Raw genomic sequence first — 16,004 nt, 5'->3', positions numbered from 1 at the left:
GTTTGTTGAATAAGCTTTTATTATTTTAGAAAAAATTCCCTAACCTCTTGCCAGTTATTCACCCTAACATAATCAGTTACATGAAGGTTATATGGATTTGTAAACAAAATACCTTGACCTTCAAATCCCATAAAGTTTCTAGGGCTATCATCAATTAAATAATCCGCTTTAATGATACTTTTATCTCCACAAAAAATAAAATTCCTCTCATTTAAGAAACTAAAATGTTCTTTTAACCATTCATACTTGGATGTAAATGATGACGGCAGTTCCATTGCAGCTGTTGCAATAAATACTTCATAATGCTGACTTAACTCTTTAATAACTTCCTGACTGTCTGTAATGATGTCTAAATCCCGAAAGAATGTAGGCTCAGCCAGTATATCTAAAATCTCTTGATGTAATTCTGGTCTCACTTCTGTTAAGTATTTTCCTTCTAGGTCTTTAATTGAAATGTTCTCATTATATCTTTTATTAAAAAGTGCTAGATGTTTTGATAAAGGGTCTGCTATAACGTCGTCCATATCAATTGCAATTCTTTCCAATGAAATTTCCTCCAATAATACCTTTTTAAACTCTGCTCGTTAATGATAAAGCATGCCTGCCTTATTACAGAAACGCTCTCCGATAGTTGAAGACAATAAGCGTATCTTGTCTTATTTATTCATATGAAAACCAAATAAAGATTTCAGAAACACGGTCATCAATAATTCTAAATGACATACCAGTCTTACCACCTATGGAAATAACATTATCGTATTCATCGTGGGAATACTCCTCATTGATATACTCTCCATATATACTTCTTACTTTTTCTTGTGTCGAACCAATTGTAATTCCCTCTGATGTCGTAAGAAAAGGTTCTTTTATAACTAAAGCCCTTATATCTGCTTTTTCATTTTCTCCCCGAAAATGGAAAGTAGCTTCATCATAAGTCAATGTTATATCTTTTCCAGAACCATGTGCTGCTGGATCTTCCCCGTACTCATTTGGCTCCCCTAATAATTCCTTGACCCTAGCTATTGTTATGTTCTCATGGGATAGTACGTCTGAAGCAACAAATAACTTTTCGTTAAAAACATCAAATATTGGTATGTTCTCTTGTTGGTTATTCACCTCTACAAGTTCCTGTTCGAGTTGTCGATTTATTTCTGCATAGTCATCAAGGTTACTAGACATTTTTTCTAGTTCACCTTTCTTATTTTGTAATTCAGTCTCAAGTTCCGTTAAATCTGTTTTTAACTTTTGATTTTCTTCTAGTAACATTCCATCTTCTTGGCATCCTACAAGAATTAAACTAACTGTTATTATTGGTACCAGCACTCTTAAAGAAACCATATAATTTCCCACATCACCTTTCCCCTTATTTATTCAACATTCCTGTCAGGTAGCGATATAACAGAAGGTACGGTTTCTTCCACTAAAGCTTCCGTTAAGACAATAAAGATGTTTCTTATTTAAAGATAGATTTTAGTTCATTAGGTACAATTACAACATCTTGTATTTCATACTTTGTATCTGGTGTTAAGTTAAGTAATACCATTTCACCGTTATCAAATTCTAATAATTGATAAGTTTTAAAACTTGTACCACTGCTCATAATTTCATTTACTTTATTTAATGTTTCCTCACTTATATGTTCTTGTCTGCCTTCAGCTATTAGTGTTTTAGCGAGTTCATAATTTTCAACTCGGACTGCTTCTTTAAACGATAGTCCTACATCAACTGGTCCTTCTTTTGTGGTTTCATTATAAAATAGAAAGCCTAAAACAATATTCAATAAAATAGATACAGCGATGATGATATTTTTAATTTTCATACTGATTTCCCCTTTTTTCAATATCTCTTATTCAACTCTTCTGCTTTAGTTCAATAAGTAATAGGTGCTGCGATATTAACAGCCCCTTGTTCCACTAAACCAGCTAATAGAAGTCAATATTTTTCAGTGAAATTCTTTTAAATAAAATGATATACTAAAAATGTTCACGCCAAATAACCTTCCCATATACCATTGGAATGTTTTGGGTTAGTTTCTTTATTATAACTCTTAAGCTAAATCTAGGAAAGTCTCTTTACGTTTCAAAAGTATAAAAATCCAATGAATAAGCTTATTAGTACACGCAATTATAGCTACTTTAAATGGCTTCCCTTCTTCTCGTTTGCGATCATAAAACTCTCTAAGCCTTTTATTACGAGAACTACGAATGCCACAGAGTGCTGCCATATACAAGGCATGACGCAATCGACTTGAACCTCTCTTGCTTATCCGATTAATCGTTGCTGTGAACTTACCAGATGAATGAACACTCGGATCAATACCAGAGAAGGCAACTAGTTTTTTAGGGTGATTAAACCGTTCGATCTCACCGATTTCGGAAATTATCGTTGCCGCGATTTTTCCACCAACGCCAGGGATCGATTGGATAATCTTATATTCTTCTATTTCTTCTGCCAGGGCATCTATCTGGTCATCTAGCTTTGAAAGATGCTCTTGGTACTGAAGAAGCATTTGAATATACATTTGAAGGCTAATTAAATGGCTCTGGTATAATGTGTTCTTAAATGGGTTACGATGAGCTGCTTCGACTAACTTTTTAGCTCTATCCTTTGCCCAACGCTCCGACCTGCTTACACATTCACTTGCAATTTTATCAGTAAGTCGATTTTCCCCAGCCTTCATAACAGCTTCCGATGTATTAAATTCTAATAACGTGTTTAGTGAAACCTTTGAATATAAATCTCCAAAAACCCCTCTATACTCAGGAAATACCTGATCTAAAATCGCATGGAATTGTAGTTTTGTTTGTACATAAATACCAGTCACTGTTTCGTGCTGTCTTGATAGATTCCGTAGATTTAGAAGTTGTATACCCCTTTGCTTATATGGCTCTAACTCTTCTTTATAGTAAAGCTCACATAAGTTATAAGCATCTATTGCATCAGTCTTCACCTTACGTAAACTTGATTTTTTTGCTTGATAAGAAAGTAACGGATTTACCATAATGTATAGGTAACCATTCTCCTCTAAAAACTGAATAATTGGTGTGTGATAGTGTCCCGTAGATTCAAATATTACTGTTGGTTTAATCCCACTTTTATCCTCCACTTCTATCAAAAAACCAAGCAAACTCTCTAAACCCTCATTATTGTGAATTACACTGAAGCTTTTTTTATAAGGTTTTCTCTTATCTAAAAAGGCTTGAACTTCACTTTCCCCTTTTGAAACATCCAGACCAATTACTGGATTCATTCTATCTCTTCCTCTCCTGTTTACTTACCAGTGCCCCTATATCCATCTCCTAGTATCATAGCTTCGCTTGTTATTCGAGATCATTGTCTCAACCAGCCTCAAACATGTTTCTATGAGTAGGGGGTGGACAGTTTAGTTGACGGGATCAATAGTCCCACGCACCCGTTCGTCCTACCCTGGCTACTGATATAATAGGTCCTATATAAAAAAGGTCAACCAGTAAATTCTGGTTAACCTTATAATACGAAAGCCCCCGTTAGCACAATAGGAGATGTTAAACTCTTGCACTCCTTTTATTGAAAAAAAACATACTTTTAGTTAGCAGATTTTTTGTAATTATTTAGATTTAATATAAATAAAGTTATATTTGTAAACAAGATTGTAATATTGCTCCAAAGTATTACTAAGGCATTAGATGTCTCCTCGCCATTAGTATTTAATAACCTAAGATTAAGTACAGCAAAAGTAATACCAACTAATGCAATGATAATTCCAATTACAGAAATAATTAGTTTTGCTTTGGTATATTTAGGATTATTATTCATTTTTATCCTCCTCTTTTCAAATGAGTTATCGTTGTTCAGTATTACTGCCATTTAGTGAAAAAGCGACTGTTCTTATTAAACAATCGCACCCATTAACACAGTAAAGATAGTTCTTAATTAAAGATAGATTTTAGTTCATCAGGAACCATTACTACATCTTGTATTTCATATTTTTTATCTGGTGTTAATTTAAGTAATACCATTTCTCCATTATCAAACTCTAATAATTCATAGGTATTATAACTGGTACCAGCACTCATAACTTCATTTACTTTATTTAATGTTTCATCACTTATATGTTCTTGTCTGTCTTCAGCTATTAGTCTTTTAGCGACTTCATAATTTTCAACTCGTACTGCTTCTTTAAACGATAGTCCGACATCAACTGGACCTTCTTTTGTTGCCTCATTATAAAATAGAAAGCCCAATACAACATTTAGTAAAACAGATACAGCGATGATGATATTTTTAATTTTCATATTTTTCTCCCCTTTTTTCAATATTTCTTATTGAATTATTCTGCTTCGTTAATACAATAATTTCTATAAAAGCAGCGATAATCCTTCTTGGACTATCGCCACCCGTTAACTTAATAAGTGAAAAGACTAAATCTCTGTTCCTAATAAATCTTTATAATGCTAGTTTAAATGTAAATAATTTTTATCTAAGTATTCTTTTGTTTTTTTATCCATCTCTACCGCAACGTTTACCCAATAATCAGAAGTGATTCCTTTGTCCACATACTTATCAAAAAATATATCAGAAATTATATACCCCTGGCCTGAAACACCCTTAACATTATTGACAATCGTTTGAAGCCATATGTCATTCATCCCTTTAATTATCTGTATTTTTTCCAACTCTTTATCTTTAATAGGATAGGATTCTGACTTAGGAAGTTCAATTGGGAATTGAGACGTTTTATTTGCTACATCTATCCCTTGTCTTTCCGCAATATCCCAAATGAGTCCTTCGAAATAATACGCAATATTACTAGCTTTATTTGCTGGAATATTATCTAATTCTTGACCAGAACGCTTAAATTGTAAGACTAAATTTTTATGTTCTTGTGCAATGTTTACAATTGAATAATTATTGTGAAAAAGAGTTTCTACTTGTTCTTGGGATAGGGACCTTGAATTTAAAATTTCATCATAAATGGTTTGGTTGACTCGAACATCACCTGTAAGTCTGGAAATGTCATTCGCTACCTGCATAGATAAATAGCTTTCATATCTTTGATTTTCTAAATATTGTCTAACTCCAAAAATACTAATAACAATAATTATAATCGCTACTAAAGTATAGATAATTCGTGTTTTCATTATTACCTCCTTGATAAAAAATCAATTTAACTCTGGCTTATTGTTCCACTAACTGCCACGTTAGTTTAAGTACGTTTCTTCACAAACTCTATATTTATTTTAACATAAAATAACAATTACCTACTCAGTTTACAAAAACAAACATGGCAAATCGCATACTAATTAACATAGGAATTATCACGTTGACATAACAATAAAAAAATAAAGAACCATTGCTATTTTGCACTCTATTTTACTTGTTATTTCGTTTTGTCTCCACCGAAACGGAACTACTTATTCTCTTTACAAATCTTCAGAAGCTTTACTGTTGGTTTGTAGATATGGACTTATTTTCAAAAAAAGGTTATAATATTTACAAGAAAACATAAAATAACCGAGAATGCTGGATACATTCCCGGTTAGCACGGTAAGGAGTTCAGGTGGAGATCCCCTCTGGACTACCTAGCTAAAACAAGGTGAACAAAGAAGAACCCCTACCCTAAAGTGATTGTTCTGTCACGGGTGGGGGTTCACTCTTTTCAAGAGTATCTTTGATGAGTCTCCTGATGTATTCAAGTTACTGTATAAATAGCAATCATCAAAATTATTTAATTCAGGGTATATAGACAAATCTATTTCTTCTGCATATTCCTTCGTGTCCTCCATCATCATTAAACCTTTATATGAAGGTGCTCATAAGGAATTTTCTCTCATATGTAATGCCCCTTATAATGAAATCAATAACATTAACGCGACTTCTAATAATATTAATAATACCAGAAAAGTAACTTTAAAAATGGTATTGCTTAAAGGTTAGCATGCCAACCTCTCCGTGTAAAGTTGCTACCCAATTTCACAGTTGCAATACTATGCACTTTTATTTTGCAATACACAAAAAACTCTTTTTAATTAAAGGAACTAACAAAATGTTCGTCTGTAATAGTTAATAGACCATAATCACCATAATTCCAAAAATTCCAATTATCTGTTGATTTTAGTGTTGCATAATTCATTTCTACCTCGACACGAACGTTATAAGTTTTTCCTGCTTGCAACCCTTCTATCTTCGATCCGTTATTACTTGTATAATTAAATGACATTACACCGTGAATGGTGTAACCACCTCTTGTAGAATGTACAAAAATATCTTCATACTTATAATTAAATGAAGAATTAATAACAAATTGATATTCTTTAATTTTTTGATAAATAGCATTATATTGTTCATTTGCTGACATAGGCTTTCCATCATAGAAATAACCCCCACCACGATAAGCTAGATAACTAGATTTATTGTTAGTATTTCGATAATCCCAATTATAAGCCCCTTTTACCCAATTACCAAAACCCTTATTAAGTTGATCAACATAATATTTCATTTCAGGATATTCCAACGTATTATTATGATCCTTTAGTCGCTGTTCACTTGAAACAGTGTTACTTTGACGTATAGGAAACAATTTATTAAAAGCTATGATGCTTTTCACTTCTTCCTTGTTATCGTTAGATGTATCACGTTCTTCCTTAACTTCTTCTTTTGATTCTTCAGTTACTTCTTCAGTCGGTTCCTCTTTTTTATCATTAGAAGTATCACGTTCTTTTACTTCTTCTTTTGGTTCTTCTTTTTCATCACTAGAAGCATCAGTTTCTTGAACCTTTTCTTTCTTTTCTTCAATCGGTTCTTCTTTTGGGGTTTCTTCTTGCTCTTTATTAGCTTCTTGCTTTACCTGCTGCTCTTTTTCATTATTTTCTTCTTCACCTGTATTTTCAGTTTCTTCCTCATTGGTTGTTAAATTGTCTTTCATCACAACACTTGGCTGCTTCAACTCACTCGTTTCAGATGAATCATTATCCTCTGTAGTTGTTTCACTTTGATTTTTTGCCTTTTCTTCACCTTCTACTGCTTGATCTGTTCCGCACCCTACTACAAAAAGTAACAATAATGCTAACAGCATAAACACTTTCCTCTTTATTCTTTTCTTAATCAAGTGATTTTCAGCTGTCTTTATTATCGAATCCCCTTGTTTAAAAACAAGTTTTTTCATTTCGCATCTCCTCTTAATAACAAATAAATTATTTCAGCTTTTAGTGCCCATAAAAACTATCCCACATACCTCAATAATAATCAAAAGACTCTTCCTGATATTTTTTGGTGATTGGATAATATAATTGGAAACTGAACAATAATACTAATTCCGTGAATAAATATAATTTAAAGCGCATCCCTTTAGTTCAATCAGGTAAAGAGTTTGCAACAAAGGTATTTTACCGAATTAGTTTTACCCCTTCTTGATTACGAACGTTACATTCTCTTTCGAATTCTTTTAATGTTGTACCTGCAATAACAACTGAAGTGCCAAGTCTATTATTATTAATATCCTTGTACAATTGGTTAATCTTCCTTTTTATATAAATAGAAAAGTAAAAAGTTATTACTGATTTTTCGAAATCATAATCTCTATTTTTTCTGAACCACCTTACTAATCGTTCAACATTTATCTCGTCAGGCATAATAAAATAACCTTGCAAATAATACGAAGAACCAATTATAGTGTCAACTGTCTTTGTAGCTGAGGCAACACAACTCGGGCCTAGTTCATCATAATGAACTTTACTTTCATATTGTGCTGCGTAGTATCTAATTAATTTAATAGCTTCCTTTCTATCAGTTTTAAAGCTATATAAATCTTCCTTTGTTAACTTGATAGTATCACTCATTATCTTATTCTCCTCGAATCATTGTAGTTGTATAACGTCAATTCTGAACTTCTAAGAATTTATTAATAAATTTATATTCACAATTATAAAACTTAGAAATCATCTGATCTGATGTAGTTATTCCAGCAAGTTGAGCTATATTATAAGTATCTACACCACTGTTAATTAGGTTATATATGTAGGTATCCCTTAAAATTTGACTTGTGAGACCATAATTACTAAAGATTGTCGCAGTTGCCTGCCTGCTACACCTATTGTTTAACTGAGAACTAAACATGGATTCACCGCTATATCCACTTGTTTTATATGATTTAAGGATAGTGGAATATAATTCTTCAGATATTGGCAAATTTCTACTTATCTTTCCTCTAATTGTTACATAAGGATTATCATTAATAACGTGAAGATCATCTCTATTTAATGCAACTAATTCATATAATTTGATACCTGTTTCTAAAATTAATAATATCATAGAAATATTTCTCTTTTTCCAAGTTTTATTGGCGTACTTATACATTAAATCTTGAACATCTTTACTAATTATAGTTATTTTTTTAGAATTGACAGCTGGAATGTCACTTACAATAAGCATTTTCATTGAAAGCCTGATGTTTTCTTCTTTAAACTCATAGTAAGCATTTACAGATGCTATATAACGATTAAGGATTACTTTACTCTTACTCTCTTTGTTTTTTTCTTCTATGAAATTAATTGCATCTTCTTTCTTAAACGAAAGCAGACTACATTTATTTTTCTGTAGATAGTCGTTAAAACAATCAATAGAATTTGAATACTCCTTTATCGTTTTAATCGCTTTATCTTGGTTTGACATCCACTTTCTAAACAACACTAATTCTTCACCTATCATAGAACTACCACCTATAAGTAAGATAATTAAAATAAACTAAGTTGCTCCCCTTTTTGCAAGAAATATTTCTTTTATAAAATACTGGATACATTACCGTTTTTACCCTTATTTTTATAACTTATTTCGTCATAAAATGTCAAATCTCCTCTTTTTAAAGTGAAAATTCACAATAGAAATAAAATTAACATTTAAACTATCTAAATGGATTTCTATCTTAGCCTTACACTATTACCACATGTTTTTGTCGAATGGACAGATATTTGATATCAACAAATTATCATAATTCTTCTATACTGTACTTTGCTTTAATTACTTTATCTAATCGCAAAAGGAGAAAAAATGGCTATCAAAATTATTAAATTTAAAATAAAAATTTTAAGAACTATTATGACCTATAAGGTGAAAACTAAGGGGGATTTTATTGAATAGATACGAAAACACAAGAATCATCCAAATAATAGGATGTCTCTAACTGATATAAAAATCCGTTCTATCTTCTCTACTACTCGAAAATGAATTTCAAAAATAAAAGCCCTCAAATTAATTTGTTTGAGGACTTTTCAATAATTTTAATAGCATTATGAATCTTTATATATTTGGTTTCTCCATTAATTTTCATATAAACCTCTTTCGCAGATCCTCTTCTAAAATATTCAGGTTTTATTTCTCCATTTAATTCATAGTCCCACATGTATTTAATTTGTGGATGTGTTTGAGTTATATTATCTTTTTTTTCTACTGTACTTATTGTACTTTGGTAACTCCCAATTTTTTTTGCAAAGTATTTCTTTCTACAATCATCGCAACCAATTATTTTATTAGAATAACTCATAGTCTTAATGTAACGTTTATACGTCTCCCCACATTCACACTTCCAATAAGCAAATTTGTTTGATCCAAAAGTATAAGATTCTGGTTTTATACCGTTCTTATTATTTCTTTCGAAATCCCAGTGACTTTTCAAGCAAGGATGAGTTTGAAAAATATGGTTATCCAATTTATGAGAAATTTCCTTTTGAATTATATATTGATCCCGTTTTATATCAATATCAAACTCACCAACCCTTGTAATATTATGGTTTTTTTTAAGAATATAATGTATGCATTTTTTTATGCATTCTTCAAGTGTGTTAAAATACTCTTTTGATCCATAACCTTTAGATACTTTATGGACAAATTGTCTTTTTGAATTATGGAATATTTTTTTATCCGACTCTTTTATTATAAGTAAATCAATTTTCCCCTCCATTGCCCTAAGTTTATGAGCATCTGCTTTTTTTTTATTATGATGAAAATACTCACCATTGTACTCTATACCTACTGAGTACGATTGTAATAAAACATCAATTTCAAATCCATCCAATAGAGCTCTGTTCTCACAATTCTTGAATAGTCGCCTTAAGTAAAAATATATTGCATGTTCTGGAAATGATGTGCTATAACCTTTTCTACATTTATTACAAGAATTGTATTTTTTACGATCATTGGGAGTCGTGTACCATTTATCATTATTACATTCAGGACAATACCAATAATACTTATATTTACTTCCGCCTGGTGTAATTTTAAAAGGATTAATTCCTTTATTATTTAATTCATTATTCCAAGTTAACGCAATGTTAGGGGAATTGAATGCTAGAGAATTAGTTAAACATACCTTATTACTTGTACAAAATGGACAACCTTGACTATGATAAACTTTATTAGCAATACTTGAAAGGTGAGGAGGATGATTTAAATCCTTTCTTCCGCAAAAAAAGACGGCAAATTGAGAAGAACCTGCAGGAATGTCATCTGGTTTTAGCCCTAATAAATCGTTAATTTCAGTATGCCATTGCTCTTTAATTAATTTAGGATGAGATTCACTGATTGGAGTAAATTTTAATTTTATTTTCTTTAATTTTTTAAAATTACTACTTAATATTTCTTCAGTTAATATTTTTTCTTCTTGTTTAGTTACTTTTTCCCAATCTATAGAATTTCCTTTTAATAAATTCATCCATAAATCATCGTATAAGCGCTCTAATTTGGGATACTTATTTTTTTTAATTGTACCAATTTTCCTATTATTGTTTTTGCAGTTTGAGCAATAGCGTATATCTCTTAAATTAGTTATTTTATGCTTCAAAGCTTCTTTTTTGCAATCACCACATAAAATTGCAGCTTGGTAAGATGAAGAGACATTGAAATGAAATGGTGTATAATCATTTTCGTTTGATATCCATAGAGGCAAAAAAGCTTGATTTTTATATCCGAATGAATTCTCAAGACATAGTTTTGAATTTTTACAATAAGGACAATCTTGACCTTTATTAGCTACTAAAAAAATTCTTTTAATATACGGGGGGTGCTGAGGATTTCTTGGACAGTTAAAAATTGCGCACTGCTTAGGGGTCCCAGCAGAAAAGTTTTCAGGAAAAATACCAAGATCTTCATTTGCTTTTGACCATATTTTTAATATATTGGGGTGAGTTTTAGTAATAGGTTTACCTTTTGTCCAACCTTTAACAACTGGGACTTCACTTAACTCACTCTTCAATTTTTTTAAAAAGATTTCCTTTTCTTTATCAAATACTGCTTCCCAATCTATTTTTACTTTTTTTTGAAGTTTATTTAATAGTTTCTGATAAAGAGTATCGAGACTTTTATTTTTGACCACTAGATTCCACCTCCTAGCAACCAACTTATCCTAAAACACCCTATAATATTCAACAGAAATTATATTAATTAAATCCACTTAGTTAGAGTAGTGTGACCGTCATCTAGAATGAAACTGTTTCCGCTAAATTAACTGACACACTTTATTGGAAATTATCTTTCTCTTTTTAAATTAACAAGGCATCAGTTAATCATAGTCATGATTTTATAGGGAATTGTGAATAACAAAGAGCCAAAATATACATTTTAATAAATAGAATAATGTATATTTTGGCTCATACTAGATATTAGAGTTGTTGAACTAAAGACCCGATCATGAAAAATAATTATATTTTCACCATATAAATTAAATGATATGACCATTAACTTCAGTTGTTCCTGTACAGATACTCATTCGCAAAATTGTTATAAATCGTCAAACAATGAAAATGTTCTTTCGTTCATTTATTTTGTCTCAAAGTTCTAGAGGCTTACTCTCCAACCATACCATCTCCATCATTATCTCGCATATAGGGGTATAGCCAATGATCACTCATTATTGGCATGCTGAAACCAGCTGCTTTTGCTTCTTTAATTGTCACCTGTCCATTACCATTAGTATCAACGCTAGAAACATCTCCTTTTTCTTCAGAACTAGAGTTATCTGAACTAGTAGATTCGTTACTATCTGTTAAACCTAACGACTCATTAACTTCATCGGGATTTACATTATCAAACGTATCTACAACTTCATTACCGTTTATAGTGTACGAATACTGATACTTTGAAGGTATTTGCGTTTTCGTATCCGAGTAAGAAATGACTGCTTCAAAATTAGTTGCACCTCCTGCGTTACGTATCGCATCCTCCATGTACGCTTGGTCACCATGTCGATTAAGTGTACTTTCTTGAGGTGTAATATTATAAGCATTTGATACACCTCCTAAAGAGTCAGCAATAACATGACCCTCATCTAATACATCACTTTCGACACCTGGAACTTTAGCCTCGTCAGAGAAGTATCTACCAGTTGATAGGACTGGTTCTGTACTGTCATCTTGTAGAATAATTTCTTTAGCAATCACTCTCACTAACTGACCATTCTCATTAGTGAATGCCCAGTACTCCCTGTTGCCATATCCTACATCTACTACAACACTTGATTCTCGATCTCCGCTTAAATCACCACCATCTACCTCTATTAGTTCGTATCCTGAAAACAGGTCATTATTTGTTTCGTTTGTTATTTCCTCTACTACTGGTTCATCAACAACCGTAGTGGTATCTTCTTCCTTTTCACTATTTCCATTTGTATTAGATGTGGTTCCTTCTTGTGAATTTGTTTCTCCGTCTGTTTCACTTTCCTTAGTTGAATTATCTGTAGTTACTTCTTGTGGTTCTGTTTCTTCATCTGTAATGGGTGCATCTTCTACGTTGGTACAACCAACCATTAAGATGGTCGTTAAAAATAAGATTAAATAGTTCATTTTCTTTTTCATTTTAGGACTCTCCTATAATAGTTTCATATTGTCATTTTAAAAATCTCGGAATATTAACATAGGTTAACCCTATTGATACTTCCAATTACTTTACGAACATCAGCATTATCAAATTTATCCCACTTTTCTGCGTCGCAGATCCACAAGCAATTGGATCTTGACACCAACAGCTCCTTGTTCTACTAATGCATCCTTTTGCTTAATAAGACTAGTCATATTGCCTTTTTCGTTCTTTAAAAAGTTCCCAAGTTTTATCCATAAACATCTTCACCTTACCCCTATGAGGTATCCCAGGTGGCTGGACCAAATAATCGTATTTCTTCATATTTTCTTTTTCAAGTAATTCAACTAAGTACCAATATCGAAGTTCTTGGTTTTTGCAAAGTTTAAATTCAGGGTCGATAAAGATAATCTCCCTCAACTGATTTTCATCCTTTTTTTGTTGTCCCTTCTTGTTAACAATGATCTCCTTAACTTCGCAATAGAATTTATTCTCTATAAATTCTATTGTATCTTCTGCTAGATGAATGCCTTGATTTTCAATCCAATGATTTTTTATTTCCACTCCCACGAAAGTACCATTTTGAAGAATAAATAACGTCAAACTTTTAGGTGAGCCGAAATCTAATGATTCGATGTGTTGATTATGTACACGTATTTCGGTTCTAAATTCTTTCGAATACTCACTGTACCAGTCTTTGGGAATGATGTATTCCTCAAAATTATAGTAAGAATATTGATAATAGACATAATTAGAATTAGAATCATTTGCATATTTCAAGAAATCTTCAATTTCATCTATATTTAAATAAAGTTGATTAGAAATCTTCATCGCACTGACTTCTAAAGGAATGACGTTATAGTTGGTGATTTCCTTTTTAAGGTATTGGCTTTTCATTATCGACATACTACTTCTCCTAAACTAATTTTCTGCAAATAATGTTACTTTTTTGGCTTTTGGATTTCAAATTTAACACAATGCACCATATAATTAATCCATTCTCTTAAAATAAACTGCCCTTTACTCTATTAAGAAATGTCGAATACCCTTGTTAAGCATTCGCCAGCCTATAGTTTAAGGACGATTATTCGCAAACTCTATATTTATTTTAACATAAAATAACAATTACCTGCTTAGTTAAAAAAATAAACATGTTATCACGTTGATAACTGTTGTCATGATACTAATTGAGGTGCGATTTGCTATGTTATTTTAGATTAATATTTATGTTGAACTTTGATATAACAAAAAATAGAGCGCTCAAAACCATTGCGATTTTGCACTCTATTGTGCTTGTTATTTCGTTTTTCTCCACCAAAACGGAACTAAAATGTACCTACTCCTAATAGTGCATAGAATATTGTTGCGATGTATTCAAAGATAAATGCTCACGTTTACTAAACCTATTTGAAGTGAGCATTTGTCTATTAAGTGTAATCTTCAGCCATCTTTTTTTAATTATATTTAATTTTGCCAATATATAAAGAAAGAGTTAATCTAACCAAGGACATTTCATCAAAATCTAAGTTAGGTAGTTGCTAAAGCTTCAATGGGTTACCTTGCAACATTCTTTCCCCATCAACATCGTACCATCTTGGTTCGTCATAAGCATTTAACCAACGTAAATTAGCGAAAAGTATTTTAGCATCTCCTGGGTTCTTAAATGCTTTATAAGGAATGGGGATAAAATCGTCTTTAAAACAATAGAGCACTGGAATCACTTCAATATTCGACTTACTATAGGAGCTATTAAATGCTAATATACGAGCAAATCCAATTGTCTCAAAGCCATCACACCTTTCATAAACAAATGCCTTATCTCCATCTGTAACTGAAAATACATTATCGAATTTTATCTTTGAGTTTTTAACAATAGATCTTTTCTTAATTCCTGTTGTGTTATATTGTTCTGTATTTAAGTAATATTTCAACTTATACATGGTATCATTGAAACTTTCTAATTTATGTTGCTCCTTAATTACGATGCTATAGACATCTGCTAATGAACCCACAATTAAATTTACTGATGTTTCCCAGCCGTTGATTCCAAAAAAGAATGCTCTAGTAATGGTCTCCCATCTACGAACGCTTTGAAACGGTTTTGGATCATTAGTAATAAACAATATTCCATCTGCTATAGCTCTTCCACTTTGGTGAATATAGTCAAGGTAGTTAGCGTATCCCACAAACTTGTCATGTAGTGCTTCAAAGTATTCTGTTCCTGTATCTATTTCAACATAATACCTCTTACTTCCTATGCTTACTTCTGCATCAGGCATAAACTTTTTGTATTTCCGGTTCGCATCGTCTTTTACGGACGATTGGATTGGATATTTCTCAGAAACATAACGATTGTCTCTATAATCAATATCAAACTGAGGAAAGAAATCTCGTAGATTATCTAAGGTAATAAATAAATCTATCAATCCCAGGTGATGATTAATCCGTCTATGGGGTGGTTTGTATAACTCATAATCGAAATCACCATAATCACTACCAAAACCTGTACCATGCTTACCTAAAGGTATATCAAGGTATGTCTTAATAAATTCAAGTCCATTTTTAGTTAAAAATGAATAACTCCCTGGATTAGAAGATACACTAGCTTTCCTCAATAACCCTTTTTCTCTTAATGGCTTTAAATACCTTGACTGGATGCCTTTTATCTGACTAGGTTTTTCTTTCGACATTAAATTCATTACCGTTAATCGGTTCTCCTTTTCAGGATATAATGCACAATAAAGCTGTTCAGCCTTCATACCGCGATGTTTATAGATTAATTCTAATATTTCTAGTTCTTTAGGTGATAGATCAAACCCTAATACCTTCAAACTATCAACTCCTTTCACTATCGCCAATCAAAAATCTCTTTTTCACAGTTTTTAAGATTTATCCTTGTCTATAAGCTTTTATATCCTCAAACTATATCAACTACTATTACAACTAATGTTATATTCAAGAAATCTCTTCTTGATCATAGCATCACTCCTATTAAACACTTATTTTTAACATAAGCTCCTACCTCCAATAAACCCTAAGAACAAAAAAGCACCGTTCATATAAAGGACAAGCCTATGCTTATCCTAAAATATGAACCGGTGCTTCCGCCTCATTGAATTATTTTGTTTGTTGTTAATGTTTTACAAATGAATAGTTACCTTAGAAAATATATCCAATATATA

14 protein-coding genes are annotated in these 16,004 nt (G+C 31.6%); all 14 read right to left on the bottom strand.

Annotated elements, in window-relative coordinates:
- Window positions 1-20: 20 nt before the first annotated feature.
- The 14 genes from D2K40_RS12280 to D2K40_RS12215 all read right to left on the bottom strand — a co-directional run bounded on the left by D2K40_RS12280 (window position 21) and on the right by D2K40_RS12215 (window position 15,653).
- Window positions 21-545, bottom strand: coding sequence for a 5' nucleotidase, NT5C type (locus tag D2K40_RS12280; RefSeq protein WP_117156385.1), 525 nt, complete (start codon window positions 543-545; stop codon window positions 21-23).
- A gap of 115 nt (window positions 546-660) precedes the next feature.
- Entirely contained in the window at window positions 661-1,350 is a 690-nt protein-coding gene (locus D2K40_RS12275; RefSeq protein ID WP_117156383.1) for a hypothetical protein, read from the bottom strand.
- Between the two features lie 103 nt (window positions 1,351-1,453).
- Window positions 1,454-1,819 (bottom strand): hypothetical protein, encoded by a 366-nt coding sequence (locus tag D2K40_RS12270; protein ID WP_117156381.1) that lies wholly within the window; start codon window positions 1,817-1,819, stop codon window positions 1,454-1,456.
- A gap of 228 nt (window positions 1,820-2,047) precedes the next feature.
- On the bottom strand, window positions 2,048-3,250 hold the full coding sequence (locus D2K40_RS12265; RefSeq protein WP_117156379.1) for an IS110 family RNA-guided transposase: 1,203 nt from the start codon (window positions 3,248-3,250) through the stop codon (window positions 2,048-2,050).
- Between the two features lie 314 nt (window positions 3,251-3,564).
- Window positions 3,565-3,795 carry a hypothetical protein gene (locus D2K40_RS12260; protein ID WP_117156377.1) on the bottom strand — a complete coding sequence of 77 codons (231 nt, stop codon included), beginning with the start codon at window positions 3,793-3,795 and terminating at the stop codon, window positions 3,565-3,567.
- Window positions 3,796-3,908: 113 nt separating this feature from the next.
- The gene (locus tag D2K40_RS12255) at window positions 3,909-4,274 is read right to left on the bottom strand and encodes a hypothetical protein (RefSeq protein ID WP_117156375.1); all 366 of its coding nucleotides are present in this window, start codon (window positions 4,272-4,274) and stop codon (window positions 3,909-3,911) included.
- A gap of 159 nt (window positions 4,275-4,433) precedes the next feature.
- Window positions 4,434-5,120: a hypothetical protein gene (locus D2K40_RS12250; protein ID WP_117156373.1), complete on the bottom strand. Its 687-nt coding sequence runs from the start codon at window positions 5,118-5,120 to the stop codon at window positions 4,434-4,436.
- Window positions 5,121-6,004: 884 nt separating this feature from the next.
- Window positions 6,005-7,144: a hypothetical protein gene (locus D2K40_RS12245; RefSeq protein ID WP_117156371.1), complete on the bottom strand. Its 1,140-nt coding sequence runs from the start codon at window positions 7,142-7,144 to the stop codon at window positions 6,005-6,007.
- 220 nt (window positions 7,145-7,364) lie between these two features.
- Window positions 7,365-7,817: a hypothetical protein gene (locus D2K40_RS12240; protein WP_117156369.1), complete on the bottom strand. Its 453-nt coding sequence runs from the start codon at window positions 7,815-7,817 to the stop codon at window positions 7,365-7,367.
- Window positions 7,818-7,854: 37 nt separating this feature from the next.
- Window positions 7,855-8,685 (bottom strand): tyrosine-type recombinase/integrase, encoded by an 831-nt coding sequence (locus D2K40_RS12235; protein WP_117156367.1) that lies wholly within the window; start codon window positions 8,683-8,685, stop codon window positions 7,855-7,857.
- A 535-nt stretch (window positions 8,686-9,220) separates the two neighbouring features.
- On the bottom strand, window positions 9,221-11,344 hold the full coding sequence (locus D2K40_RS12230; protein WP_117156365.1) for a zinc-ribbon domain-containing protein: 2,124 nt from the start codon (window positions 11,342-11,344) through the stop codon (window positions 9,221-9,223).
- A 469-nt stretch (window positions 11,345-11,813) separates the two neighbouring features.
- Window positions 11,814-12,821, bottom strand: a complete 1,008-nt coding sequence (locus D2K40_RS12225) for a DNA/RNA non-specific endonuclease (RefSeq protein ID WP_117156363.1) — start codon at window positions 12,819-12,821, stop codon at window positions 11,814-11,816.
- A gap of 208 nt (window positions 12,822-13,029) precedes the next feature.
- Complete coding sequence (locus D2K40_RS12220; protein WP_117156361.1) at window positions 13,030-13,728, bottom strand: hypothetical protein; 699 nt, start codon at window positions 13,726-13,728, stop codon at window positions 13,030-13,032.
- A gap of 632 nt (window positions 13,729-14,360) precedes the next feature.
- Complete coding sequence (locus D2K40_RS12215; RefSeq protein ID WP_117156359.1) at window positions 14,361-15,653, bottom strand: replication-relaxation family protein; 1,293 nt, start codon at window positions 15,651-15,653, stop codon at window positions 14,361-14,363.
- Between the last annotated feature and the right edge of the window lie 351 nt (window positions 15,654-16,004).

Origin of the sequence: Paraliobacillus quinghaiensis, assembly GCF_003426025.1 — a bacterium.
GTDB classification, from domain to species: domain Bacteria; phylum Bacillota; class Bacilli; order Bacillales; family Amphibacillaceae; genus Paraliobacillus_A; species Paraliobacillus_A quinghaiensis.
This window is presented reverse-complemented; position numbering and strand designations above follow the sequence as displayed.

Excerpts from the sequence above, each read along its gene's own strand:
- D2K40_RS12220 (WP_117156361.1), bottom strand. The coding sequence starts at position 13,728 with ATGTCGATAATGAAAAGCCAATACCTTAAAAAGGAAATCACCAACTAT.
- D2K40_RS12255 (WP_117156375.1), bottom strand. The coding sequence starts at position 4,274 with ATGAAAATTAAAAATATCATCATCGCTGTATCTGTTTTACTAAATGTT.
- D2K40_RS12240 (WP_117156369.1), bottom strand. The coding sequence starts at position 7,817 with ATGAGTGATACTATCAAGTTAACAAAGGAAGATTTATATAGCTTTAAA.
- D2K40_RS12260 (WP_117156377.1), bottom strand. The coding sequence starts at position 3,795 with ATGAATAATAATCCTAAATATACCAAAGCAAAACTAATTATTTCTGTA.
- D2K40_RS12235 (WP_117156367.1), bottom strand. The coding sequence starts at position 8,685 with ATGATAGGTGAAGAATTAGTGTTGTTTAGAAAGTGGATGTCAAACCAA.
- D2K40_RS12270 (WP_117156381.1), bottom strand. The coding sequence starts at position 1,819 with ATGAAAATTAAAAATATCATCATCGCTGTATCTATTTTATTGAATATT.
- D2K40_RS12265 (WP_117156379.1), bottom strand. The coding sequence starts at position 3,250 with ATGAATCCAGTAATTGGTCTGGATGTTTCAAAAGGGGAAAGTGAAGTT.
- D2K40_RS12225 (WP_117156363.1), bottom strand. The coding sequence starts at position 12,821 with ATGAAAAAGAAAATGAACTATTTAATCTTATTTTTAACGACCATCTTA.
- D2K40_RS12245 (WP_117156371.1), bottom strand. The coding sequence starts at position 7,144 with ATGAAAAAACTTGTTTTTAAACAAGGGGATTCGATAATAAAGACAGCT.
- D2K40_RS12250 (WP_117156373.1), bottom strand. The coding sequence starts at position 5,120 with ATGAAAACACGAATTATCTATACTTTAGTAGCGATTATAATTATTGTT.